The sequence below is a fragment of the Niabella soli DSM 19437 genome, assembly GCF_000243115.2.
Lineage (GTDB): Bacteria > Bacteroidota > Bacteroidia > Chitinophagales > Chitinophagaceae > Niabella > Niabella soli.
The window spans coordinates 4,505,435-4,530,742 of record NZ_CP007035.1 but is presented as its reverse complement, the minus strand read 5'-3'; the positions used below and the strand labels follow the sequence as shown (position 1 = coordinate 4,530,742).

At 46.8% G+C, this 25,308-nt stretch carries 15 protein-coding genes; 4 read left to right on the top strand and 11 right to left on the bottom strand.

Annotated features, from left to right (window positions below; translation table 11 throughout):
• From NIASO_RS18850 to NIASO_RS18840, 3 genes are all read right to left on the bottom strand, one after another.
• Nucleotides 1-2,325, bottom strand: coding sequence for a TonB-dependent receptor (locus tag NIASO_RS18850; RefSeq protein ID WP_008582648.1), 2,325 nt, complete (start codon nt 2,323-2,325; stop codon nt 1-3).
• A gap of 568 nt (nt 2,326-2,893) precedes the next feature.
• Complete coding sequence (locus NIASO_RS18845; protein ID WP_008582650.1) at nt 2,894-3,775, bottom strand: aldose 1-epimerase family protein; 882 nt, start codon at nt 3,773-3,775, stop codon at nt 2,894-2,896.
• Nucleotides 3,776-3,842: 67 nt separating this feature from the next.
• On the bottom strand, nt 3,843-5,252 hold the full coding sequence (locus NIASO_RS18840) for a sulfatase (protein ID WP_008582651.1): 1,410 nt from the start codon (nt 5,250-5,252) through the stop codon (nt 3,843-3,845).
• Between the two features lie 400 nt (nt 5,253-5,652).
• Here NIASO_RS18840 and NIASO_RS18835 point away from each other — a divergent pair, with 400 nt between their 5' ends.
• Nucleotides 5,653-6,762, top strand: coding sequence for a glycoside hydrolase family 43 protein (locus NIASO_RS18835; RefSeq protein ID WP_008582653.1), 1,110 nt, complete (start codon nt 5,653-5,655; stop codon nt 6,760-6,762).
• Nucleotides 6,763-6,868: 106 nt separating this feature from the next.
• Complete coding sequence (locus NIASO_RS18830) at nt 6,869-7,540, top strand: TylF/MycF/NovP-related O-methyltransferase (RefSeq protein WP_008582654.1); 672 nt, start codon at nt 6,869-6,871, stop codon at nt 7,538-7,540.
• Between the two features lie 2 nt (nt 7,541-7,542).
• Here the strand turns inward: NIASO_RS18830 and NIASO_RS18825 are convergent, their stop codons facing one another.
• From NIASO_RS18825 to NIASO_RS18815, 3 genes are read right to left on the bottom strand one after another with little or no spacing between them, the layout of a single operon-like run.
• The gene (locus tag NIASO_RS18825) at nt 7,543-9,567 is read right to left on the bottom strand and encodes a sulfatase-like hydrolase/transferase (protein WP_008582655.1); all 2,025 of its coding nucleotides are present in this window, start codon (nt 9,565-9,567) and stop codon (nt 7,543-7,545) included.
• Nucleotides 9,568-9,574: 7 nt separating this feature from the next.
• The gene (locus tag NIASO_RS18820) at nt 9,575-10,381 is read right to left on the bottom strand and encodes an endonuclease/exonuclease/phosphatase family protein (protein WP_008582656.1); all 807 of its coding nucleotides are present in this window, start codon (nt 10,379-10,381) and stop codon (nt 9,575-9,577) included.
• A 9-nt stretch (nt 10,382-10,390) separates the two neighbouring features.
• Nucleotides 10,391-11,302: an AraC family transcriptional regulator gene (locus NIASO_RS18815; RefSeq protein WP_008582657.1), complete on the bottom strand. Its 912-nt coding sequence runs from the start codon at nt 11,300-11,302 to the stop codon at nt 10,391-10,393.
• 307 nt (nt 11,303-11,609) lie between these two features.
• On the opposite strand from NIASO_RS18815, the gene NIASO_RS18810 reads away from it, so the two are divergent.
• Both NIASO_RS18810 and NIASO_RS18805 read left to right on the top strand, forming a co-directional pair.
• Nucleotides 11,610-13,922: a DUF5703 domain-containing protein gene (locus tag NIASO_RS18810; protein ID WP_008582659.1), complete on the top strand. Its 2,313-nt coding sequence runs from the start codon at nt 11,610-11,612 to the stop codon at nt 13,920-13,922.
• Nucleotides 13,923-14,075: 153 nt separating this feature from the next.
• Nucleotides 14,076-14,963, top strand: a complete 888-nt coding sequence (locus tag NIASO_RS18805) for a dienelactone hydrolase family protein (RefSeq protein WP_008582660.1) — start codon at nt 14,076-14,078, stop codon at nt 14,961-14,963.
• A gap of 119 nt (nt 14,964-15,082) precedes the next feature.
• Here the strand turns inward: NIASO_RS18805 and NIASO_RS18800 are convergent, their stop codons facing one another.
• The 5 genes from NIASO_RS18800 to NIASO_RS18780 form a co-directional block, all read right to left on the bottom strand.
• The gene (locus NIASO_RS18800; protein WP_008582662.1) at nt 15,083-18,457 is read right to left on the bottom strand and encodes a glycosyl hydrolase; all 3,375 of its coding nucleotides are present in this window, start codon (nt 18,455-18,457) and stop codon (nt 15,083-15,085) included.
• Nucleotides 18,458-18,509: 52 nt separating this feature from the next.
• A complete protein-coding gene (locus NIASO_RS18795; protein ID WP_008582664.1) occupies nt 18,510-21,767 on the bottom strand; it encodes a glycoside hydrolase family 2 TIM barrel-domain containing protein in 3,258 nt (1,085 codons plus the stop codon).
• A 178-nt stretch (nt 21,768-21,945) separates the two neighbouring features.
• Complete coding sequence (locus tag NIASO_RS18790) at nt 21,946-23,256, bottom strand: bile acid:sodium symporter family protein (protein WP_008582665.1); 1,311 nt, start codon at nt 23,254-23,256, stop codon at nt 21,946-21,948.
• Nucleotides 23,257-23,259: 3 nt separating this feature from the next.
• The gene (locus NIASO_RS18785; protein ID WP_008582667.1) at nt 23,260-23,925 is read right to left on the bottom strand and encodes an aspartate/glutamate racemase family protein; all 666 of its coding nucleotides are present in this window, start codon (nt 23,923-23,925) and stop codon (nt 23,260-23,262) included.
• 75 nt (nt 23,926-24,000) lie between these two features.
• Nucleotides 24,001-25,308, bottom strand: a complete 1,308-nt coding sequence (locus tag NIASO_RS18780) for a four-carbon acid sugar kinase family protein (RefSeq protein WP_008582668.1) — start codon at nt 25,306-25,308, stop codon at nt 24,001-24,003.

Below are 25,308 nucleotides of genomic sequence, written 5' to 3'. Positions count from 1 at the left end.
TTAAAATTTAAAATGATAGGATACCGATGGCACAAAACGAAACAGCGATGTTTTAACGATTTCGGTAACATCCGGATTGGTATCGCTTTGTTGAAAGGTAATTACAAAGGCGTTCTGTCTGCCGTAAGCATTATATAAGCTAAACGCCAGCTCTGAAGAAAAGCCCCTGTGCCTTGTTTTTAACTGCAAGGTGGCGCCCAGATCGAGCCGGTGATAGGCGGGCATCCGGTAGGCATTCCGTTTCGTGTAATAAAAAGCGATCTGCTTGTCGATCACATATTTTCCGGCAGGAAACGTTACGGCATCCCCGGTGTAATATACCCAGTTGGCAGACAAATTCCATTTTTTGCTTACCTGGTAATTGGCCACTACCGCAATATCGTGCGTGCGATCCTGCCGGGCATTGTACCATTCGCCATCATTAATACCGTCAATTTTCCGTTCAGATTTGGAAAGCGTATAGCCCAGCCAGCCCGTTAGTTTTCCTCGTTTCTTCTTCATCAAAAATTCAATTCCGTAAGCCCTGCCGATGCCGGTTAATAATTGCGATTCAATGGCATTGTTGGTATAAACATCTGCTCCGGTCCGGTAATCGATCTGGTGCTGCAGCCATTTGTAATAGGACTCCACGGTAAGCTCATACACATTATTCCCCATATTTTTATACCAGCCCGCCGAGTAGATATCCGCTATCTCCGGTTTTATATTATTGGTGCTGGCGATCCATTTATCCGTAGGCACATTAGTTGCTGAGTTAGAGATCAGGTGCATATTTTGGGCGTTCCTTGCATAGGAAATTTTTATTGATGCAGTGCTGCTCAGCTTAAAACCCGCCGCCAGACGGGGTTCCAGGTTCCAATAGTTTTCCACCAGGTCACCTTTTTTGTACCGGAGTGTGTCTTTAACATTACCCTCGGCGTCCAGGCGGTAGTAATCTCCAGGCCCCATAATGGCAAAAGAGGATACCCGCAAACCATAGGTCAGGCTAAAGCTGTTTGACATTTTCCAGGTATCCGTAGCAAAAGCTGCATTTTCCCATGCGTAGCGGTTCTGTAATATCAAATCATTATAACTTTCTTTTCCTGAACTGGTTATTTCGCCAGGAGTAATGGTATGATAAATGGAGTTGAACCCTAAACGCAGTGCATGTGCGCTTCCCGCATACCACTGTATTTCTTCTTTTAAATTCAGGTCCTTGATCTGGGAAAAAATATTGAGGTTATTATTGGGGTTGTCAATAGCAATATTATAATTAAAATTACTATAGATAAGGGAGGTATTGGAAAATACACGGTCATTAAAAATATGATTCCACCGCAGCGTACCAGTCTTGTTGCCCCAATCCAGTCCAAATTGTTTCTCCAGTTTCAGCACATCCCTGCCCAGGTAAGCGGAAAGATACAACCGGTCTTTTTTCCCAAGGATATAATTCATTTTTGTATTCAGATCATAAAAGTAGAGGCGGGTGCCTTTATTGGCAGAATCGCCCAGGAGGGGTAAAAACAGGTCGGCATAGGACCTTCTTCCTGAAACAAGAAATGATGATTTATCCTGTTGTATCGGGCCTTCCACGTTTAATTTGGCGGAGATGAGGCCTATCCCGCCGCTCACCACATAATGCTGGTTGTTGCCTTCATTCATCTTTACATCCAGCACCGAAGATAAACGGCCGCCATACTGGGCCGGCATGCCGCCTTTATAAATGGTTACATCCTTTACGATGTCCGAATTGAATGTTGAAAAAAAACCCATAAGATGCGACGCATTGTACACGTTTGCTTCATCCAGCAGGATCAGGTTCTGATCCGTTGATCCGCCCCTTACATAAAACCCGCTGTTACCATCCCCTGCTGATTTTATTCCCGGCAATAGCTGGATCGCTTTTAAAATATCCCGCTCCCCCAGCAGCATCGGAATGGTGTTTACTTCTTTCATATTCAGATGTTCCACGCCCATTTGGGTTCCGGAGATCGTTCTTCCTTTAGTATTGGTGGCTACGGTTACGGCTTCCAGATCTACCACGTGATCTGCCAATACAACCGGTTGCACTTTATTACTATTTAAATGGATCGTATCAGTAACACTTTCAAATCCCACGGCGGAATAGGTAATCACATAATTTCCTTTGGGAAGCGTGAGCGAATAAAATCCGTATTCGTTGGAAACGGTGTTCGCACCGGCACTGTCTACGGAAATGCTTGCGCCAATAACGGTTTCGCCGGCTTTAGCTGTTCTTATGGTACCGCTAAGCGTATATTTTTCCTGCGCGGCCGCAGCAAATACACTCAGGAGCGATATGGTAATCACAATAAATCGTTTCATCATCAACGTAGACAACTCAATCTAACAAAAATAGGGAACATTGGGTTATCGGTAAACGGGGAGGTATAACAAATTTACCGCTTCAGCTCCGACAGGAGCGACGTGTTTATAGAAAATATGCAAGGGAGGGATTGGGCTCCGTAGTACGCCCCCGTGTTCACGCGGCCTCCTGCCGGGGCCGATGCGATTCATAACAACGATCCTATAAACACAGGGCCCTCTGGAGCCATAGCCGCTCCGTTTGAATATAACGTTGCTTCATTAAGAGTGAATTTGTCAAACGCCCGTAAACGGCTGTTTTTGTTATGGGCCCGGCAGCAATACTTCTATCAGCTTCGTTGCGTCGCACTCTTGTACTGCAGCACACAGGGCAGCAGCTACCGGAATCCGGCGAGAAAGGTTCTTTCGATTTTGCAGACTTGGCATAAGTTCTCCGCAGATTTTCGCGGATGAGTGTTGTACGAACGAGCTGCGCAGATCAACGGGCCACAGAAAGGTTTTGTTTTTATCGATTGAGCTTATCGTCGCCGCGCTTTGCCAAACTATAAGCATAACGACCTCAACTGCTGCTTCAATTATTGATCGTTACCGCCCAGCTACGCTCAAAATGTTTACCGGGTGCCAAACGGTTGATCCCTTCTTTCTGTGTAATATCCTGGCTGGAATTGACACCGTCTGCAATGCCGCACCAGGGTTCCAGGCAAATAAAATCCGCTCCGGAAGCGGCCCAGATCCCAAAAAAAGGAAAGTCCTTCCAGGAAAATAAAAAACCTTTGCCTGTTTTGTTGGAAACAACGGCTATCTGCTCAGATCGCAGGTGCTTCAACACCAGTGCATCTTTTGCAAATAAACTTTTATCAAGGTCCAGCCGCTGTTTATTTTCTAAAAAAGGAGCCGGCATCGCAGCAATGAGCCCTCCCGCTGCTATAGGCCATCTCCCTGTTGTTTCCGGCTGTTCAAATTCAAGATGATATTCGACATAAGCATCACCAGTAAAGAGCGGCAGTTTAAAGGCCGGGTGCCCGCCAATTGAAAACCACATATCCCCGTCTCCGGAGTTCTTTACAGCATAAGTAACCTGCACTGATTTTTCACTGAGCCGGTAGCTTATAGTTAATTCAAAAGGGAACGGGTAATTTTTTAACGTAGCCGCCGAACTCTTCAGTGAAAAAACCAACTGATCCGGCTGCCGGTCCGATAATGAAAAATCCATGTCCCTTGCGAAGCCATGCCGGTTAAGGTTGTAGGCCTTACCGTTAAAGAAATAGGTATTATCCTTTAACGCCCCCACAATCGGGAACAATACGGGAGAATGCTTTCCCCAAACAGCCGGATCGCCGGACCACATATATTCCTGGCCATTGGTAACGTCCGTTATACTTTGCAGTTCTGCACCATGGCTGGCAACGGCAATATTAATGTATTGATTTTTTAACTCGTAAACATCCGGCATAACTGATGCAATTTAAATAGATAGAAACTGTAAAAGGGCCCGTTTTATTTTGCAGCATTGCAATAAGTTACAACTGTGGTTTAGCCCCGCTTACATCGGGCATTTCCGCATTTACATCTTTTAACCACTGATCCAGCTTTCTTTTCAGTGCTGTTGTTTTTTCAGGATTTTCTTTTGCAATATCTTTCTGCTCCGACGGATCATCTTTTAAGTTATACAACTCTGTGCGGTTGGCTTTATAGAAATACAATAATTTATAATCGCCATCCCGAACAGCACTGCACATGCGGGGCACCCATCTGCCGGTTTCAGAAGGATAATGCCAGTAAAAAGGCTCCCGGGGCTCTTGCAGGGATTTCCCTTTCAGCAAAGGCAGGATACTTTTGCCATCCAGCAGTATATCTTTTTTCTTTTTAGTCTTAGCCAACTCCAGGAAGGTAGGGTAAAAATCAGTTGCCATCACCCGTGTATTCACAACCGTATTGGGTCTAATAACACCGGGCCATCTTGCCAATAAATTTTCCCGGACACCCCCTTCATACAACCAGGATTTTCCGGCGCGTAAAATCCCGTTATTGCCCAGCTTCCACACCCCGCCGTTATCTGAAAAAAAGAATACAATCGTATTTTTATCAATGCCTTCTTTTTTTAGTGTTTCCATTATAAGTCCCACCCCATTATCAATCCGCTCAATCATGGCGGCCAGGTACGGATTGTCCAGGTGGTTCGCCTCATGTCGTTTATTTTGCGGGCCATATAAAGCCTCCGCTTTTCCCGCTCCATACTTTTTGTCGAACTTGGCCTTGTACTTATTTACCAGGGCCCCGGGCGCATCCAGCCGGGTGTGCACACTATAAAAGGTCAGGTACAGGAAGAAAGGAGCCTTTTTATTGCGTTGAATAAAGCTGGCCGCCTCACTGCTTTGCCTGTCCGTAAGGTATTCGCCTTCGGCACCTGTATCAAAAGTGCTTATTTTATCATAAGGGTAAAAATAATCCCCGTCGGCGATGTATTTTGTTTCGGAGCCGATCACTTCATCAAAACCATGTTGCTTCGGGTTGCCAATTGGATCTTTAAAGCGCGTATCTAAGTGCCATTTGCCGATGATGCCGGTATGGTAACCGGCGGCCGTCAATGCCCGGTTGATGGTGAAATATTTTGAGGGATCGAGATACCGCGGCGCATTATCATCTAAAAAATCTGTAATACGTATTCGTGCCGGGTATTGACCCGTCATAATGGCCGCGCGGGATGGGGAGCATATTGGGGCAGCAGAATAGGCCTGCGTAAACTTTGCCCCTTCACCTGCCAGTTTATCCAGATTCGGGGTTTCATTGAAGGTATTTCCATAGCTGCCTAATTCCGATGAACCGAGGTCATCAGCCAGTATAAAAATAATGTTGGGTTGCCGCTGCGCTTCAGTAATCGTTGCCCACAGGCCTGCTAAAATCAAAACAAACCATTTTGCCTTTTTCATTTTTTTATATTCAGATTTTTATTCAATCGTTGTTGCAATACAACAACGCCCGTCTGCCGCCGGAATCGCTGTACTAATCATTTCCAGGCTTTTTAAAATGACGCTGCCTTAATGTGTCATTGCCTCATTGTTTTGCCCGCCTGAATGAGTGCAGATCGGGCAGGCAGCGCAAATACGCAAATAAATAACTCAGGATAACATTTCACGTTTAATCTGGCACTAAATTAACTGATTAAAGTTATACAGTTCACAAACCTGGCCGACTTTATAAAGCGCTTCCTTAAAAATTATAAGCAAAAATGATTTTTTCTATAATGTGGTATGGGTAATGATCCTATTTCTGCCACACAGATCAGCAGGAGTTGTTTATATTGTGGGCATTCATTAAACCCGTTTGAACATGAAACCAATAATCCCGGTAATCTTTTTTTTACTCTTTCTGCAGTCTGCAACAGCTCAGAACGCTCCTGTTGTTTCGCATAACCCGCTGCCGGTACAGTTAGGGGACCCCTTTGTACTACATGTACAAGGAGATAAATATTATATGTATGGAACCGGTGGCGGAGCAAAAAAAGGATTTAGTGCCTACTCCTCCAATGATCTGGTAAACTGGAAGCCGGAAGGACAGGTTTATTTTGGCGACAATAAAAACGGCTGGGGTATTGATTCGTACTGGGCGCCGGAGGTATTCGAGCGCAACGGCAAATTCTATATGTTCTACAGTGCGCAATGGAAAGACAATCCCCGCAAGGAGCTGGAAAACTTTAAAATAGGGGTGGCGGTTGCCGATCGGCCTACAGGCCCTTTTACCGATCTTTATGCCCGGCCGATCTTTGATCCAGGGTACCCCATTATTGACGCCGATGTTTTATTTGAGCCCAATGGGAAGGTATACCTCTATTACTCCCGCTGTTGTTATAAGCACCCGGTTAAAAGCGAAATAGCAGACTGGGCGCGCAAAAAAGGCTGGTTTAAGGAGATCGAAGAAAGCTGGGTGTATGGCGTTGAATTAAAACCGGATTTTAGTGGCGTTACCGGCGCACCCGTTCTCTTACTGCGTCCCCCGGTAAAAATGAGCGACCGGCAATCGGAATGGGAAAGCCGTTCGGTGACCTCGAAAGAAGTAAACCGGCGCTGGACCGAAGGCTCATTGATCTTTAAGCACGGCGCTCTTTATTATATGATGTATTCCGCCAATTATTTCGGCGGAAAGAATTATGCAGTGGGTTATGCCACTTCCAAAAGCCCGTTAGGTCCGTTTACAAAGGCCGCCAACAACCCGGTACTGCAAAAAAATATCGAACAGGGCGGTATCGTTACCGGAACCGGTCATAACAGCATTACCTTCTCTCCAGACGGCAAACAGATGTATTGCGTGTACCACGGGCGTACCAGCAAAACCGGGGATGAGCGGGTGGTATTTATTGACCCGATGACCATTGACAAAAACGGGGTACTGCGCGTAGCAGGGCCTACGACAAGGCAAAACAAAGATGCATCGGGAAAATAACGCCTGCACGATAGCGCTCACCCAAAAAATAAGAGGCCTTTGCAGGTGGGCGTATTTCCGTCAATTCGGGTATTATTAGCTATTTTTATACACTTGTAAAAATTATATGACACTATCAAAAAGACTATTCCGGTTTGTATCAGGCATTTTAGCAGACAGGGATATTTATTTGACCCGTTCTTTAACCTACCGAAAGAAAGAGCGCTTGCTTCCCCTTAATCTGGATTATATCCGTTATTCCACATTGGAACTTTGTGCTGAAGAGATCCTTAGCCGGCACCTGGATGGAAATATTGCAGAGGTGGGTGTTTTTAAAGGTGATTTTGCCAAAAGGTTGAACCGGTTATTTCCCGATAAAAAGCTATATCTCTTTGATACTTTTGAAGGATTCAATACTGCCGATATTGCCGCAGACCGCTCCCGCGGGTTCTCCGCCGGTGATCAGAATTTCTCGGAAACAAGCATACCCCTGGTAAAGGCGAAAATGATACACCCGGAAAACTGCATTTTTAAAAAAGGATTTTTCCCTGATACCGCAAAGGATGTAGAAGATACTTTTTGTTTTGTAAGCCTGGATACAGATCTGTATGCCCCGATATATGAAGGGCTTCAATTCTTTTATCCCCGGTTGGTGAGCGGTGGTTATATTTTTGTTCATGACTTTAACAATGAACAATACAAAGGCGCCCGGCAAGCGGTCATCCAGTTCTGTAACGAGCAGCAGCTCTCTTATACGCCACTTCCCGACAGCGGAGGTACCGCTATCCTGACTAAATAACCTTAATAAAAATCTATCGCTTTTTTTTCAAAGCTCCCTGAACTCCACAGCAGTTGTAGTTCCGGAGTAGCTTCCGTTTGTTTTACCGAAAGTGTAAACGGATGCAATCCCGCCTTTAACAGCATTCTCCCGGATCGTTCCTCCCCTTTCTTATAATGGTAATCTGCGTCAATTAAAGGGATCTGGTGTATCCTGAAAAAGGCCTTACCGTTGGAGGCCAGGTAAAAAGTATAAGCACCGTCTGCCGGCGCATGAATATATCCCCTGAATGTAACAACAGTTGCCCCCGAACCCTTTAGCACCGCTACATCCGGCCGTTTTATACTCCCTGTCTTTACCGGTAGCATTGACCCCATTTCCGGTACCCAGTCTGCAGCATCCTTATACAAAGCCCACTTTATACCCTTAGCCGGCACAGTGGTAACAGGAGGAACCAATTCTCCGTCGTAAGGGCGGGGAGCACTTGCATTTACAGATCGTAATTGCAGTACTTTATCTTTCATTTCCTGTTGTACCGCGGGCATCCTTGCGGCCTGGTTCTCTTTTTCTTTCGGATCTTTGATCACATTGTAGATCTCAAAATTATCTGCCTGTTTTTTTATATCATAGCGCACGCCCACCCAATCGCCCAGCCGGATCATTTGCATCTGGTTCCTGATCCGTCCCGCATGATCTTTTTCAAATTCGGGATATTTCGGCGTCTGGCCTTCAAAATAATATTCAGAATAGACCGTGGTGGGCCGTTGGTTTCCCTTGCCGGTCAGGGTCGGCAGCAGCGAAACGCCATCGGTCCGTGCAGGAGCTGTTACACCTGCCACATCTAAAAAGGTAGGCATCCAGTCTGACAATAACGAGGGAAGCGCTATCGTCTTTCCCGGTTGTACCATTCCCGGCCACTGCACAATTACCGGCATACGGCTTCCTCCTTCCCACAGATCCCGCTTGATACCATCAAAAGGACCATAGCCGTCGAAAAACTGTGGCGTATACGGTTCTTTTAAATACGACTCCTGGGAGGGGCCGTTATCCGAAGAAAAAACCACCAGCGTATGCTGATCTATTTTCAGGTCTTTTAATAATTGCAGCACATCCCCGATTTCCTGGTCCAGCCGTTGCACCACCGTTGCGTATCGTTTATCAACATCCATCCAGGGCTTTGTTGTTCCGGTTGTTTTATCCAGATAGGTAGCATTCCGGAACAGCGGGTGTTGCCAGGAATCGATCGTACCCGTTGCGGTATTGATCATTTTACCCGGCGTGCCCAGCCATTGTACCCCGCCATTCAGCCCCGCACCTTTTGGATATTCCTGAGTGGGTAATTCGATAGTTGCATGAGGCGTATCATAGGCGAGATACATGAAAAAAGGTTCGGATCCTTTTTGTTTACTGTGCTCAATGATCCATTGTTTTGCCCTGGCCGTCCACAGATCCCCGGTATAACATTTATCCAGGTCGTTCGCTACATTTTTGTAGGCATCATATACTTCCTTTGGCTTCCGGTAAGGCCCCTCTTTGGGGTAATGTTCATGACCATCGCTGTGCCGCATATACCCGAAATAATAATCAAATCCCCGTTTCATAGGGTGTGCCGGCCATGGAGTAGCCGTACCCTGTAAGCCCCATTTGCCAATAGCAACGGTGGTATAGCCCGATCGCTTTAAGGTATTAGCAATGGTATAGTTATCCTCCAGCGCTTTATCGAACTGATTATCTCTTACTACTGCATTGCCCTGTGTAACGCCCGTCAGGAACGACGAACGAGAAGAAGCGCATACCGGAGCATTGGCATACTGTTGTGTAAAAACCGCTCCGTTCGCGGCCATCTTATCCAGCGAGGGGGTAATTAAATAAGGAACCGCAGGATCGTGTTTGGCTTTCCGCGCGTTTTGATTGAATACGCCCACATCCCCATAGCCCAGATCATCCACCAGGATAAAGATGATATTTGGCTTTTGTGAATCCTTTTTTGACTGGCCATACGCGGCCAGCGTCAACAATAAAAGGGCAACGAAAACTATTTTTCGCATATAGTAGCTAATGAATTTTCAATTCAGCCATAACCGGCAGGTGATCAGACGCGTAGGTTTCATCGATCACCTGATGCTTTATCACCGAAAATGCTGTGCCTGGTTTGTAGGCTATAAAGTCTATAGCCATTTTTCCCTTTCCTTCTTCAATCGTAAAAGCACAGTGCTTACAGGTGCGGGTAAATGCCGCATCCAGCAAACCAATGGTTTCGCTGTTTTCTGTAGCATTAAAATCCCCCCCGATGATCACCGGGAGCTTTTCTTTCCCTAAGATCTTATTCACTTCGGTCATTTGCAGTTTGCTATTTGTTTTTCCCTTAAAATCCAGATGCACGCTGGCTACGCGGATCTTTTTTCCATTGGGTAAGGTTGCCGTTGCCACGGATAAAACGCGCGGTTCTCCCCCGGTTGCCGGGTCGGTAGGCAGTTTATGTGTTTCCATATCCGATAGTGGATACCTGGAAAGGATCATGATCCCGTATTCGCCGCCATCAAAATCAATTGTTTTGGAAAAATGAAACGCATGGTACCCCGCTTTTTCTGCTAATAACGCTGCCTGGTTTATTTTGCCGGAGCGACCGGTATTTACGTCAATTTCCTGCAGGGCAATGATATCAGGGTTTTCTTTTTTAATAACCCGGGCAATGGCTGCTACATCAATTACACCTGGCTTTGACGGAGGATTACAATGATGGACATTGTAGGTCATAAACTTTATAGCACCGGGATCTCCGGGAACAGTGGCGCCACAGGGAATAAGAACAGCAATCTGTAATACTATCAAAAGCAGTAATCGACTCAGTGATCCTCTCATAATAATTTTTTAATCTTTTTTAATAGCCCTGTATTGCTGGGGGGGCATTCCTATTACCTGTTTAAATCGTTTTGAAAAATAATACGGATCATCAAATCCCATCGTAAGTGCAACGTCTTTAATGGCCCGGTCCGTAAAGTCCAGGAGCTGGCAGGCCTGCTGGATCTTCATATGCATAAAATAATCCATGGGAGCATAGCCGGTTTTCTGTTTAAATAAATTAGAAAACCGGGAAACGGAATAGTTGGAATACCGGCTCAGGTCAGCCAGTGTCAGACTTTCCTGCAATTTCTCCTGCATAAAAAGTATGACGCGGTCCACGCTGTCCAGCTCTTTATTCTCTACCACCGGGTGATGCCGGTTATTATAGATAAAATAGGAAAAAAACTGGCGCAGGCTCAGGTTCGAAAAATAAAGATTATCCGCACTGTACCCCAGTTCCAGCGATTCATACATTTTATTAAACAGCGCCGTTATCTCTCCATTATCTTTTATCCGTGTAGATTTAAAACAATCCTTAACCGCGTTGATCTCATTAAAAGCGGGAAGATTTTTTCCTTCAAAATGGATCCAGTAAATACTCCAGGGGTCTTTTTCCTGCGATCCATAAGCATGCGCTTCGTCATAAGGCAGGATAAAAAATTCATTAGGATTCACTGTATGCGTCTCTCCCCTGAGCTCATAAAATCCATGCCCTGCCACACAATAAAACAGCATATTCCCCGGCAGCCCTTTTTTTCGCTTGGTAAAATGCGCTTTCGCATTCGGATAGTACCCAAGGCTGGAGATGTACAAACTATTCAGCAAAGGATCGTCTATTACCTTATCACGCAATACCTGATTCGGGATCTCGATACGTTTCCGCCCGATCCCATACCAGATATTTTTAAATGATCCCTGTTTATTTTCCGCTTCTTTCATTGGCTCAAGACAAAAATCAATTCAATAATAATAAACTTTTCGCTTATTCCCCGTTTTATGGCGCCCTTTTGTTACATTAGACGAGCAAAATGCAGGATTCCTTCTTAAAAATTTGATTTTCATTGAAATAATTGTAATATTTACAATTATAATGTTGCTTCAACTTATTTTGAACCCCATCCGTACCGGCACGCCCGCCCCCGCCCGAATGTGCCATTCGGTACGGGCGGGCGAAAGATTCATTCTGGCGGGGGCGGGCACATAGGTTTAGTAGAAATTATGAAGTTTAAAAAGTCTAAACAGACTCATGTTTAAATTTTGTTTTTGTATTTTTTTGTTCCTTTTAGCAACGAACGGAAGCTTTGCACAATTTTCTGTTAGCGATTATAGTGTCGACTGGACCACAGAAAGCAACAACGCTTCCGGATCCATGCCCGTGGGCGGCGGCAGTATTGGCGCGAACCTATGGGTGGAGCATAACGAAGTGTTCCTTTATTTTTCTAAAAGCGGCGCTTTCGATGAAAACAATACTTTTTTGAAATCAGGCAGACTGCGGCTAAAGTTGTTACCAAATCCCTTTACTAATGCCCGTTTCCGGCAGCAACTGCACCTGGAAAACGGCAGCGCCACTATTGACGCCTCCACCGCCACCAATAAAGTACGCATCACTGTGTGGGTAGATGTATTGCAGCCGGTGATTCACCTGGATATACAGAGTTCAAAACCCATACGTGCCGAAGCCGTCTATGAAAACTGGCGCTTTGAAGACCGCCTGCTGAAAGGCAAAGAAAACAATGCCAATTCCTGGAAATGGGCCAGCCATGTAAAAGTGGTTACCCAAAAAGATTATATAGAATATGATAAAAACAATATCCTGTTTTATCATCGTAATGCCGATTCTACTGTTTTTGACGCAACTGTTGCCCAGCAGGGGCTCAGCAACGTAAAACAGCAGCTTTTTAATCCCCTGCGCCGGCTGACCTCGGGCGGGATGATCCGGGGAGCAGGCTTTGTACCGGGAAATACCGGCGAAGGTATTTATGCGACTACCCTTTTTAAAAGCTGGAGCCTGCACAGCCGGGAAGCAAAAAAGCACCAGGAGCTCCAGATCATTTTACATAATGATCAAACCCCAACTACGGAGGCCTGGAGGCAACAGCTCCGTCAAATTGCCCAAACCATTCAGCAAAACAAAAATGCGTTATGGCAAACAGCAAAGTGGTGGAAACAGTTTTGGGAGCGCAGTTATATTTGTATCAACCCTGGTATAAAAAATGCAGCCGATACGGCCTGGCAACTGGGCCGCAATTACCAGTTGTTCCGTTATATGCTGGCAGCAAATGCTTATGGCAGTTACCCCACTAAATTTAACGGCGGCCTTTTTACGGTTGACCCCGTTTTTACGGACTCCACAATAAAAGGTACACCCGACCATCGCAACTGGGGCGGCGGCACCTTTACCGCACAAAACCAACGACTGGTGTACTGGCCCCTGCTTAAAAGCGGCGATGTTGATATGATGCAACCCCAGTTTGATTTTTACAACCGGCTTTTAGCTACGGCGGAATTAAGAAGTAAAATTTATTGGGGCCACGGCGGCGCTAATTTTAATGAACAGCTAGAAAACTTTGGCTTACCGAATCCAACAGAATATGGCTGGAAACGGCCGGCAGGATTCGACCCGGGCATGGAATACAATGCCTGGCTGGAATATGAATGGGATACCGTGCTCGAATTTTGCAAAATGCTGCTGGATGCCAACGACTATGGTACCATCGTCTTAAAAAACTACCTGCCTTTAATAAAAAGTTGTTTGCGTTTTTTTGATGAACATTATCAGTACCTGGCAAAGCAGCGGGGCATTAAAGCGCTGGACCAGGAGGGGCATTTGATATTGTATCCCGGGTCCGGGGCAGAAACATTTAAGATGGCTTATAATTCCAGCTCCACCATTGCTGCGTTAAAAACAGTAACAGCGGCGCTTTTAGCACTACCGGCCGGCAATTTAAACAATACCGAAAAAATATATTTTAACGGGTTACTTCAAAGGATCCCACCGGTCCCTTTTATGCAATACAATGGCAAGACCACTATTGCCCCTGCGAAGCTGTGGGCGCGGGTGAATAATACCGAATCCTCTATGCTCTATCCTGTTTTTCCGTGGGGCCTCTTTGGCATTGGCCGCCCGGGACTGGATACCGCCATAAACACTTATAAACTGGACACGTTTGCATTGAAATTCCGCAGTGCCGTTGGCTGGAAACAGGACAATATTTTTGCCGCCCGGCTGGGTTTAACCCGCGAAGCACAGCAGCTAACTGTTCAGAAATTAAAAGACGGCGGGCGGCGATTTCCAGCGTTTTGGGGACCTGGCTACGACTGGGTTCCGGATCATAACTGGGGGGGCTCCGGGATGACCGGCTTGCAGGAAATGCTGCTGCAGGCGGCAGGCGATAAAATTTATTTGTTCCCCGCCTGGCCAAAGGAATGGGATGTAGCGTTCAAATTACATGCCCCCCGGCATACAACGGTTGAAGGTGTTTTGAAAAGGGGAAAATTTGTTTCGCTTAAAGTTATCCCTCAAAGCAGAGAAAAAGATGTGATAAACATGCTGCGCTGAAGGATGCACGGCACTTTTATTTTGCCACAGAGCCACTGAAAAATCTCAGTGCATTCTGTGTTTCAGTGGCAAAGAAATAGCTGCTCTGCACTGATAAACTTCGGGAAAACAATGTAAATTTGAACAAGCTTTCAACCTTATAAAACCATACATATGGACCCTGTAAAAAAAGAAAATATCCGGCAGGAAGTATTCGATCTGTATGATGACTATGCGCATAACCGAATAGACCGGCGCGGTTTTATGCAACAACTGTCGCTCTATGCCGTTGGTGGCCTCACCGTTCCCGCACTGCTGAGTTTTTTAATGCCGGATTATAAAACAACGGCTACCGTAGGCCCGGAAGACAAAAGACTCAAGACGGAATACATTCATTACCCGTCGCCTAAGGGCGGCGGGTCCATTAAAGGCCTGCTTGCCGAACCCGATGGGTTAAAAAAGAAAGTTGGTGGCATAGTGGTGGTACATGAAAACCGGGGACTGAATCCCTATATCGAAGACGTGGCGCGCAGAACCGCTGTAGAAGGTTTTATTGCACTGGCGCCCGATGCCCTGACACCCCTGGGCGGTTATCCGGGTAATGATGATGAAGGACGGGTGCTACAGGCCAAACGGGATAAAAATGAAATGCTGGAAGATTTTATTGCTGCCTACGATTATCTTAAGAACCACCCGGATTGTAATGGTAAAGTGGGCGTGGTAGGCTTTTGCTTTGGCGGGTGGATCGCCAATATGATGGCTGTTCGTATTCCTGGTTTGGCAGCGGCCGTTCCTTTTTATGGCACCCAGCCTGCTGAAACGGACGTTCCTAAAATACAGGCCCCGCTTTTATTGCATTACGCTGCACTGGACACCCGCGTCACCGAAGGATGGCCTGCTTATGAAACGGCTTTAAAAGCCAACCATAAAAAGTATACGGCCTATATTTATGCCAACGCTAACCACGGTTTTCATAATAATACCACACCACGGTACGACAAAGAAGCTGCTGAACTGGCCTGGAAACGGACCATCGATTTTTTTAAACAGGAGTTGAAATAAAGGTTCACGTCATTTCGAACCCGACGCCAGGAGGGTGAGAAATCCCGTTATTAAAGAACGAGATTTCTCGCTTCCCTGCGGTACGCTCGAAATGACGGCACCATAAAGAAGCATTCTCTTTACTGAACAACCTTAACCTCTCCTCCCAAACCCGCATTCAGCAAGGGTTTCCCCTGTAGCAATAAGGGCGCTGTCGTCCAGGTTACGCGTTTATTTTCAGGCAGTGAAAGATCCCCGATCAGCCGGTTGGCCCAGGTATTGCTCACTGTGATCTCAATACTATTTTGTCCTTGTTTAACTGCTTTTGAAATATCCAACTGAAAGGGATCCGTCCAAATAGTGCCACAATCCATTCCGTTAATGCGCACTGTAGCGCAGTTATAAACACTATCGATACGTATAAAAACCGGCTTGCCTTTTTTAAGATCAGTAATGCTAAAATTATTTTTATAGACGGCGGTTCCGGAATAATACTTTATAGCTATATTCCCGTTTTTATTCCAGGGCTCCAGTTTTTCAAATACCACCGCTTCCCGTGGGCCTCCGTAAGCCGTGTCAAACTGTACGTTCCAGGCATTGCTGATTTTCGCAATTGTTTTGGGTCCATCAATAACCGTCTTTTTTTGTTTTGCTGTTGTTGGCTGGCGGAACACTATAAATGCCGACCCATTGGAGGCCAACGGCAGGTTAATAATCGTTCTACCCTGTTTGATTTCCCAGTTCCCGCTAACGCTAATCGTTCCGGTAACGGGATCCCATATCTCCGGCACATAGCCCGCCACCCTGAAGGATAAAGTAAGTGTTTGCGGTTGGTTCTCCTGATTTGAAATAAAATAACTATCCCCGTCGCTCAATTCCCTGTGTGTCCATGCAACCCTGTTATTTGCTGACAAGACAGCTACATCTTTTGACACACCCAGCTTATCAAAAGAAGCCTCATTATAGGGAGCTGCTATCATTCTATTTTTTCCATTAAAAGCCGCTATCCTTTGCCAAACCGCGTCTAATTCCTTTTGACTTTCGTTAAAGCTGATGGGTTGCCAGGATTGTTTATCAATAATAATCGCTGCCCCATCGCGTTGCAGCTCCTCAATCTTTTTTGCAACCGCCAAAGACATTAAACTGCTGTTGGGGTTCATTTTTGTTTTACCGGGAAATACCAATATGGAATAACGGGCACCAGAGGGCAGTACTACTTTCCCGTTCACCACTTTTGCCTGCAGCAGCGCATCCGGATTAAAACAATCATATTTATAGCCGCGCAACGCATCCGTCCAGTTTTCGGGATCGGCCATATTTGCGGAATGTGTTACTCCCTCCGGTATCGTTCGTAGTGGTTGATTCACATTTTCCAGTCTTAGTTTTTCCGATGCCACCCGCGCTGCTCCAAATACTCCGGGCAATGTAGCAACCAACCGGTCGGGTAATACGGAACGGCGCGGCACTTCTTCTCCTGTAAATACAGCAATATCCGTCACGGGCTTCCCCTGTTGCAGTATTGCTGAAACCCTTGCCAGATAAGTGATCCAGGCATTGCTTTGCCGGAACCAGGTTTGGTCCCGCTGATAAAACAAACCGATGCCTCCCAGGGTCATACCAGGTTTCCGGTTCAGCCAGGGATTGTGTGTAAACACATGCAACACCATTTTATTAATCCCCATTGCAAAATTCCGGTCCCCTAATGCCTTTATATTTCCCGGGTGCTCGCTCCAGTTCATCCGCAATGTTGTAAAGGCTTCTGCCTGTATAATATTTTTCCCGTAAATATGGCCGCCGCTTATGGCATCCAGCATATCGTTCGGCTTATCATGCGTAGGGCTTTTTAACCAGAACTCACCCATGGGTATATCCACTGTTTTGTAGTGCAACAGACCGTCGCTCGTCATAGTAGGCGCCACGCTTTCCGCACTAAACGTACATCCCTTTTCATGTGCCAGTTGTGCCAGGGTCTTATAAAATACATCATTGATCAATTCTGCAATGGTTTCCCGCACATCGTGCAATACTTTTTCAGAAGTAGTAGCGCTTTCAACGGGAACGCCCGCCATTACCGGCAGCCAGGGCATCAGGTCATAACCGCGTCTTCTTTTAAATTCGTCCGCAAAGTTCTTCCCCCAGTTCTGGCTCCCTGCTTCCCAGCTATCCACATGAAATATTTTTAGCACTTCCGCCGCCAGGCCCGGGCTTGTTTTCTCAAATGCTTTTGCAAACCAGTTTTCAAATTGAAGTGTTACCGCATCTCTATTAAACTTATCGCATTCCAGCCCTTTTGCTGCGCCGCCGGTTGCATTGGTATGGCCTGTAGCAGTATGCCCCATCCGTAAAATGATCCAGTTGCCTGCTTTGGGTGGCTGCCAATCCAGGTTGCCCTCTTTGTCCATTTTGCCGGTAAGATTTATAACATTCTTTAACCGCACTGCACCGTTATCCGGCACTATTTCGGGCGTTGTATTTCCGGCTACCCGCCACATGCTGCCATTCTTTGCTTCGATCTGGTTGATCACCGGTTCATCGCCCAGGTAAATCCCTTTTATTTTTAATACCGGCTTCCATTTGGCAGCATCCAGGTCTTCAGCACCGGGCTCCGTTCCTTTTTTATCATAAACAAACCGGAAGTATTTTGCAGTAGTAGCGGGAATAGCGTAAGTGTTATCTTCATCCGTATCCTGCCACCCGTGGCGTGCAGGTTCCAGTCGCATCAATGTTTTAAACCCAACCCCGTTATTGCTGTATTGTACCAGCAATCGCTGCGCCTGGTAATTATTACCACCGGTATGGATTCTTACTGAGCGCAGTGTGAACTTTCTTGGGTAAGTGTATTGGATCCAGCAAGCCGTGTCGCTTCTGAAAGTCCCCCCATCATTATTTTCTGTAGCGAGCCAGGAAACCTTCTCCCCCGTACTTGCCGTTACAACCGGTATGGGCGCTATCTTTTCAAAAGCAGCATTCGCATTAGCCGGGTAGGCAAAGACGGCTATGTCCTCATAAAAGTTTTCACGGGTTTCCGGCTGCTTCAAGCGGAGTATATTTATTTCTCCGGCACGCAGATAGGTTTTTGTCCATACCAGCTTCTGCATCGACTGGTCCGGTTTTATCCAGGGGCCGCCCGCCAGCGCAAAACCATCGCTTACATGCATGGCCAGTTTTAGTCCTAACCGCTTGCTTTCTGCCATCGCATGATTCACCATCGCCCACCATTCCGGCGTCAGCTGCCGTGCCGGTTTCGGGTAAGGAACTTTTGAGGTTGTATCATAAATGGGCATCAGGTAAGCACCTCCGATCCCTGCCTGTTTCATGGCTTCCAGGTCTGCGGTGATCCCTTCTTTTGAAACGGCCGCATACATCCAATACCAGAATACCCAGGGGCTGGCCTCCTGTGGTGGGGCTTTAAACAGTGATTCAAGTGTTGCCGGCTTTTCCTTTTGCCCCCAACAAGCGCTATGCAATAAAAAGAATGCAAGTATTATTATGGTTATTTTCAAACGTCCCTTCATTTGCTCTGTTTATCAATTTTCAAATATACCGGTTAGTTTTTCTGAAAAAATTTTACCGGACCGGCCGGGGATCCAGGTAGAATGAATAATGATACCTACCTGCTTTTATCCGGTATTGTTCCAGCGGCGCTGCCACCGGGCTCCAGCTATCATTTCCGCCTACACCCATCTGGATCAGATCAATATTCAACGTATTAAATCCGGGAGTATGCAGATCCGTTGTGTGTTTCGCCGACTGGATATTTTTTTCGGTATAAGGCCATACGCTGATGCTGAGCAGGCTATCGGTGGTGACCGCCATGCCCTCCTGCCCCCGCTGATCCATAAGTTGAAAAAAGCGCACATCCGTCCGGTTGCCATTCTCCTGCGGCACCACATAATTTTCGATAAATGCTGAAAGGTTCATCCGGTACCAGCCTACATCAGCGCCGTAACTTTTATCGATGTAATTCTCCATAGGCCCTTTCCCAAACCAGGAAAGGTCTGTAAAATTTTTATTAATCCCCATTTGCATCCCGATCTTCGGAATATCGGGCAGTGCCGGATCTGCTTCCAGTTCATACGCCACTTTAATACTTCCCAATTTGTTTGCCGCATAGAAAACCGCTACCCGCACACTATCCTGCAGCATCGTATACCGCGATAGCACTCCCTCCACGCCGTTCCTTGTTTCCAGCGAAATCGTTTTTAAAACAGGGCTGTCCGTATACCATTGCGCCATGATCTTTTGCGGTTTCCATCCCCGCCTGTCGTTATCGGTCAGCGGTCTTGTAAAATGCGGGAGTAAGGGCATCGCCACTTTTTCACTTTTCCCTGATCCGTCGGTCCACGAGATCAGACCACCTGTTTTTTTATCAATCTTTACAGAAAAATCCGGGCCGGCCGCAGTAAAATAATGGCCATCCTCTTTAAAAGGTATTGCCGAAAAAGCCGGTGGTGTTTTTTTCACCGCTCCCCAATGCAACTGGTTTGAGGCGATAACAAATCCCTTATCCGCCCAGTCCGTTTTTTCTTTTAACAGGAAAGAAATATTTACAAAATACTCCCCGTTTCCGGACAGCACCGCAGCAGCTTTTCCCATATCATAATACAGGCTATCGCCCGGGGCAATATCAAAAGATTTTGTTGAGGAATAGGCGTACTCATGATCCTGGGCCCGCAGTACAGAAAGGCTGCAGGTATAGCTGTTCACATTGCGTACCGGGCTCCTGTTGATGATTTTTATAATACGCTTTGCCGAATCGGCCCATTCGCATTGTACCGGCTGAAAGATCCTTTTGCATTCATACATCACTCCCTTCGGTGTATCATCGGCATTCACGATCCCTTTGATCGTAAAGTTGTCGAAATATTTTTCCCCGAAATCGCCGCCGTAAGCATAAAACGGTTTCCCGGTTGCCGGGTCTTTCTTCACCAGGGCCTGGTCTTTAAACTCCCAGATACAACCGCCGATCACCCGGGGTAATGCCCGCCACTGATCCCAGAACTCTTTCAGGTTGCCGCCACTGTTACCCATGGCATGCGCATACTCGCAAAAGAAAATGGGACGATGGTCGCCATTTTTCTGATACACCAGCAACGGCGCCGTATAGAGCGCAGGATACATCCGGCTGATCATATCCACATAATACTGGTCTCTGGGATTCTGAATACGATGGGAATGGTCGTTTGCTTTCAGGTACCTGGGATCAGAAGGATCGATATACCCTTCCTCTTTAGGACTGCCCATGGCGGGTTCATAATGCAGCGGGCGCGTCATATCATAATCCTTGATCCAGCCCGCCATAGCAGCATGATTGGGGCCGCTGCCGGCTTCATTACCCAGGCTCCAGAAAATGATGGAAGGATGGTTTTTATCCCGTAATGCCATTCTTGAAACCCGTTCCAGGTAAGCGCCCGTCCACCGGGGATCATTATCCAGCTTACCGCCAAGCCCATGCGTTTCCAGGTTGGCTTCATCAATAACCATAATCCCGAATGCATCGCACAGATCCAGCAAATAAGGATCGCTTGGATAATGACTCAGCCGGATACAATTAAAATTAAACCGTTTAATAGTTGTAATATCTTTTAAAATATCTTCCCGGGAAAGGGCCTTTCCTTTAAGCGGATGGTGATCGGGACGGTTCACACCGTACAGATAGGTTTCCTTTCCATTGATCAGCAGTTTGCTATCTGTTTTTCTGAATTCAATACTTCGAAAACCCAGCTTACAGCTCTTTGCCTCCAAAACCGCCCCGGTACTATCTTCCAGGCTCAGCACCAGGGTGTACAAATTGGGTTCTTCCGTGCTCCATTTTTTTGGATCCCTGATCGTAGTTTCCAGCAAGCCAAATTTCACACGGTCCAGCCGGGGATAAATTTCATTGACAACAGCATCGGCCGTGATCTGCAATGCCTTTTTCAATACAGGCTTTTTACCTGCATCATACAGTTGCGCTTTAATTATACAGCCCGGCACTTTTTTTCCGCTGAGATTTTCCAGCCGGGGCCGGATGCTTAACACGGCGTCCTTATATTGTTTATCCAGTTTTGTCTGGTAAAAAAAATCAGCGATCCGCAATTTGGGTTCTGCCATCAGGTACACTTCGCGATGGATCCCGCTCAGGCGCCACTGATCCTGGTCTTCCAAAAAGCTGCCGTCACACCAGCGCAATACCCATACCGATACAATATTCTCCCCTTCTTTCAGGTATGGGGTGATGTTAAATTCTGAAGGCATAAAACTATCTTCAGCATAGCCCAGGAACTGACCATTGATCCAGACCTTATATGCAGAGCTCACCCCTCCAAAATGTAAAGTGATATTTTTGTTTTTCCAGTTTTTGGGGATCATAAACGAACGCTGATAGCAGCCCGTTCCGTTGTAATCCTTTGGTACCGATGGCGGGTTTACGGGGCGGAACGGGTAAACGGCACTTTTGTAGATCGGTTTATCATAACCCTGCATTTCCCAATTGGAGGGAACAGTTATTTTTTTCCATCCAGACACTTTCTTCTTATAAAAATCTGCAGGCGCATCACCGGGTTTCAATGCAAAGGCAAAATCCCAAAGACCGTTTAAGGAAAGATACCGCCCGCTTTTTTCACGATCCCCGTCCAGTGCATCATTTACACTGGCAAAGGAGTAAGCCGTAGCCCGGGAAAGGTCCCGGTTGATACCGCTTACCAGTGGGTCTTCATACGGTTCCGTATGGTAAACCGATGGCGCTACCGGCACCGGAGCAGGCGTTTTATCAACCAATTGCGCCTGTAACACCGAACCGGAACAAAGCATATAAAATAAAAAAACAAGAACCGTTCTATACATATTCAATACTACATTTTATTTAAACTCTTTACGATTTGATCACTCCAACAGGTCGCTCCTACGGAGCGCAATGTACCGGTGGCGTTTTCTTATTCTACCGATCGGTCGTCCCTACGGGACTGTTTGACATTTTTATTCTACTACTATTTTCTTTACATGCAGATCATGCCCCCTTTGATTAATTCTTAAAAGCTTTAGCCTCCTCTTGCGTACCTTTCACCTCAACAGGTTTGCGCCGCCAGTAATTAGCTAAGATACTTCCGCTGATATTCATCCAGGGACTGAATACGGCCGGCGCTAACCCCACCGTACCCAGCTTACCCATAGTCCCCGCAAGGCCGCTGGCCATGCCGCCATTTTGTAAGCCAACTTCAAAGGCGATAGTACGACTGGAATTTTTATCCAGGCCAAACAAACGACTCAACCAGTAACCAAAAAAATAGCCCGCGGCATTATGAATAACCGAAGCAACAAATAACAGCAGGCCGATCTTCATCAGATTATCCCGGCCGGCAGCAGTGGTGACCATCGTAAAATAAATAATACCAAACATCGAGACATAAGGCATTATTTTATCAATTTTTTCAAAACGATTATATATGAGGTGATAGACCACGCCGCCGCTTACTGCGCAGGTCAAAAACCCGGACAGTTCCAGCGACTGCAGTGCCGCATGACTTGCCCCATTACGCTCCAGGAAAGGATATGCTACCACTAAAAGGAATACAGCATAGGCGGTGCAGACAACAGCCGTTATATAAATACGCCGGCGCGTTTGCTCAGAAGCGGTTTTCAAATAATCATGTAGCAGCGCGGCTCCAATCGGCACGATCACGATCTTTATGATCTCCACCATCATATCCACAAATCTTACTTCGATGAGCGTACCTGCCAGTATTTTCATTAGCAACGGCGTAAGAAATGGGGCCGCCAGGGTAGCCATCGCCGTAACAATAACAGATAATACAAGATTCGCACGCGCCAGGTATACCATTACGTTTGATGCCAGCCCGCTGCTGCAACTCCCGATCAATATCACGCCGGCAGCTATTTCCGGTTCGAAGTGAAATACTTTTGTAAGCAGCAAGCCCATCATCGGCATCACTGAAAAATGACAAAGCAGTCCGATCAGCACGCCTTTGCCCGTATAGGCTAATCCTTTAAAATCCCTGATGCTGATATGGGTGCCCATACCAAACATGACCAACTGAATAATAACCAGTATCAGTGTTTTATCGCGCAGGTTGATGGGTCCCCAGTTCAAAAACGCCTGCGGGTAAACCATTCCTGCAACCACGGCTACAATGATCCACGCGGTATACCGGTATCCCTTTAATAAAGGAAAGGCACCGAGCCCTAATGCAAAAGCAACGGCCGTTATGATAGCACATGGTTTTACAATTGCCGGCTGTTGCAACAGGAGCCCTGCCAGCAAAACCGCTGCTGCGATGCAAGATCCATAAAAGCAGCTCTTATACAATTTTTGCATGATTTATCCCAACAGTTTTGCTAAATACTCCATTGCAATGGGCGGGCTGGCAAGGATGGGCACTTTCTTTTCCTGATCCGGCAAACCGCTCACCACGCGCGCCATGGAGGCCTGTGCCAATACTATTACATCTACCTCATCCACCAGCCGCTTTAAAGCGGCTGCTACAACCGCGTCATGTGTTGCGGCATCTCCCTTCATTAAGGCTTCAAAAGCACCTTCACATAACCGGGAGAGGATCGTTACCTCTTTCCCCGCCGCAACTGCCCTACGGCGCACCAGGTCTGACGTGGGTTCCAGGGTGGTTGACAAGGTAGCCACCACACCGATCCGGCTGCCCGCGGCTATTGCAGCATCTGCCATTGGCTGATCTACCCGTAACACCGGCACACCCGTTAAACCCGCTGCCGTTTCCACCGCCGGGCCAATAGAGGAACAGGTGTACATTATGTAGTCAGCTCCCGCCTCTTCTGCTGCATTTGCATATCCTACTACCCGCTTTGCCGTTTGGGGCGTCAGTTTGCCACAGGCAATGGTATTTTTAATGAGACTGTCATCCACAATATTAAAAACCTTAACGTCCGGAATATGTTTCCTGCATAGTTCATCAAATACCGGCACCAGGGTGGCCGATGTGTGGATCAATCCTAATGTTTTTGATGCTGCCATTTTTATATTTTTTTCAAATAAATGTTCTTTTTATATAGATATTTTGCTCCGATGGAGCTTAATTCGTCTTTTCAATTATTCTCTGCCTGCCCGCAACACTTCAAAATAATCTTCATCGCCTACCTGCCCCCCTTTAAAATTCAATTCGAGGCCATCAATATATTTATTTGATGAAATAGCCCGGCAAAGCGGCGCGCCGGTGACGATTGGGGCGATCATTTCAACCGCTGCTATTTCCATCGCCCTGGCCGTGTAGCTGCTGGTATCTCCGCCGGCAATCACCACGCGTTTCAGCTTATTGTGATACAGTACCTGTTTTACGATCGTACCCAATGCCGTTCCTAATTTTTCTGAGGGTACATTTTCTTCAGCTTTACTGCCCGTATGCACGATCACACTACTGCCGGACGCTAACGCTTTATTTATTACTTCGAATACATTGGAAGGCACGCCATTATTACAAACGCTGATCGCATCGATGATCACTTCATTAAATCCACAAGACCGCGCATAAGCGATTTGCTTCGCCGTTACAGGAGAGCAGCTCCCGGATACCACCAGCAGCGGGTCCGCTACAGCAACGGCGGGCCATTGCTCTTTTCGTTGCAAGATCCCCGTCCGGTTCCAGTAAGCGCCCAATGCTGTTTCCACCCCCGAACCTCCTACCGAAAATACGATAGCGCCCGGGACCCCAGTGTCCAGCCATTCGCCGATCTTTGGCAACTGTCGCCCATACAGGGCATCAATCAGTATCACTTCCGCATCCCCGTCAGGTGTAGCACTCCATTCCTGCACCGGCTTATCCTGCTGTAGTATATCGATCAACCCGAAGGTCCTGCTTAATTGCCGGGAGAGGTGCAGTCGCAAATCGCTTTCGTCCGCAGGGGTTACCGGGTGTTTGCTCATGGACGGATGCCGATCCAGCCGGTACATTTCCCTGTTGCCCCCCGTCCCCATTCCAGCAAAAAGATTTCCAAAAACACAATACCTGCCCAATGATGGTGCCCCACCCAAAACCGGTATTGTGTTCGTATTAAAAACAGCCTGCCCAACTTCCATTGCACATCCAATACTCCCGATAGCCGGAGATGAGTCAAATGTGGAGCACACTTTATAATGTACCTGCCTTACTCCTGCTGCTTTTATTTTTTCAAATGCTTCGCTCAGGATTGCTTTCATCCCCGCAACCGGTAGCGACCTTGTTTTCCCGGCAATACCTATCACATCGAGGTCTTTCAGCCGCTCTGCATCGAGCTGCTGCGGCAGTTCCATAAACAGCAGGGCTTTGGCTCCCGCTTTACAGATACATTCCAGCGCATCGGTAGCACCGGTAAAATCATCGCCATAGAAAGCCAGTAATTTATTTTTTCCCGTTTGTTGCAT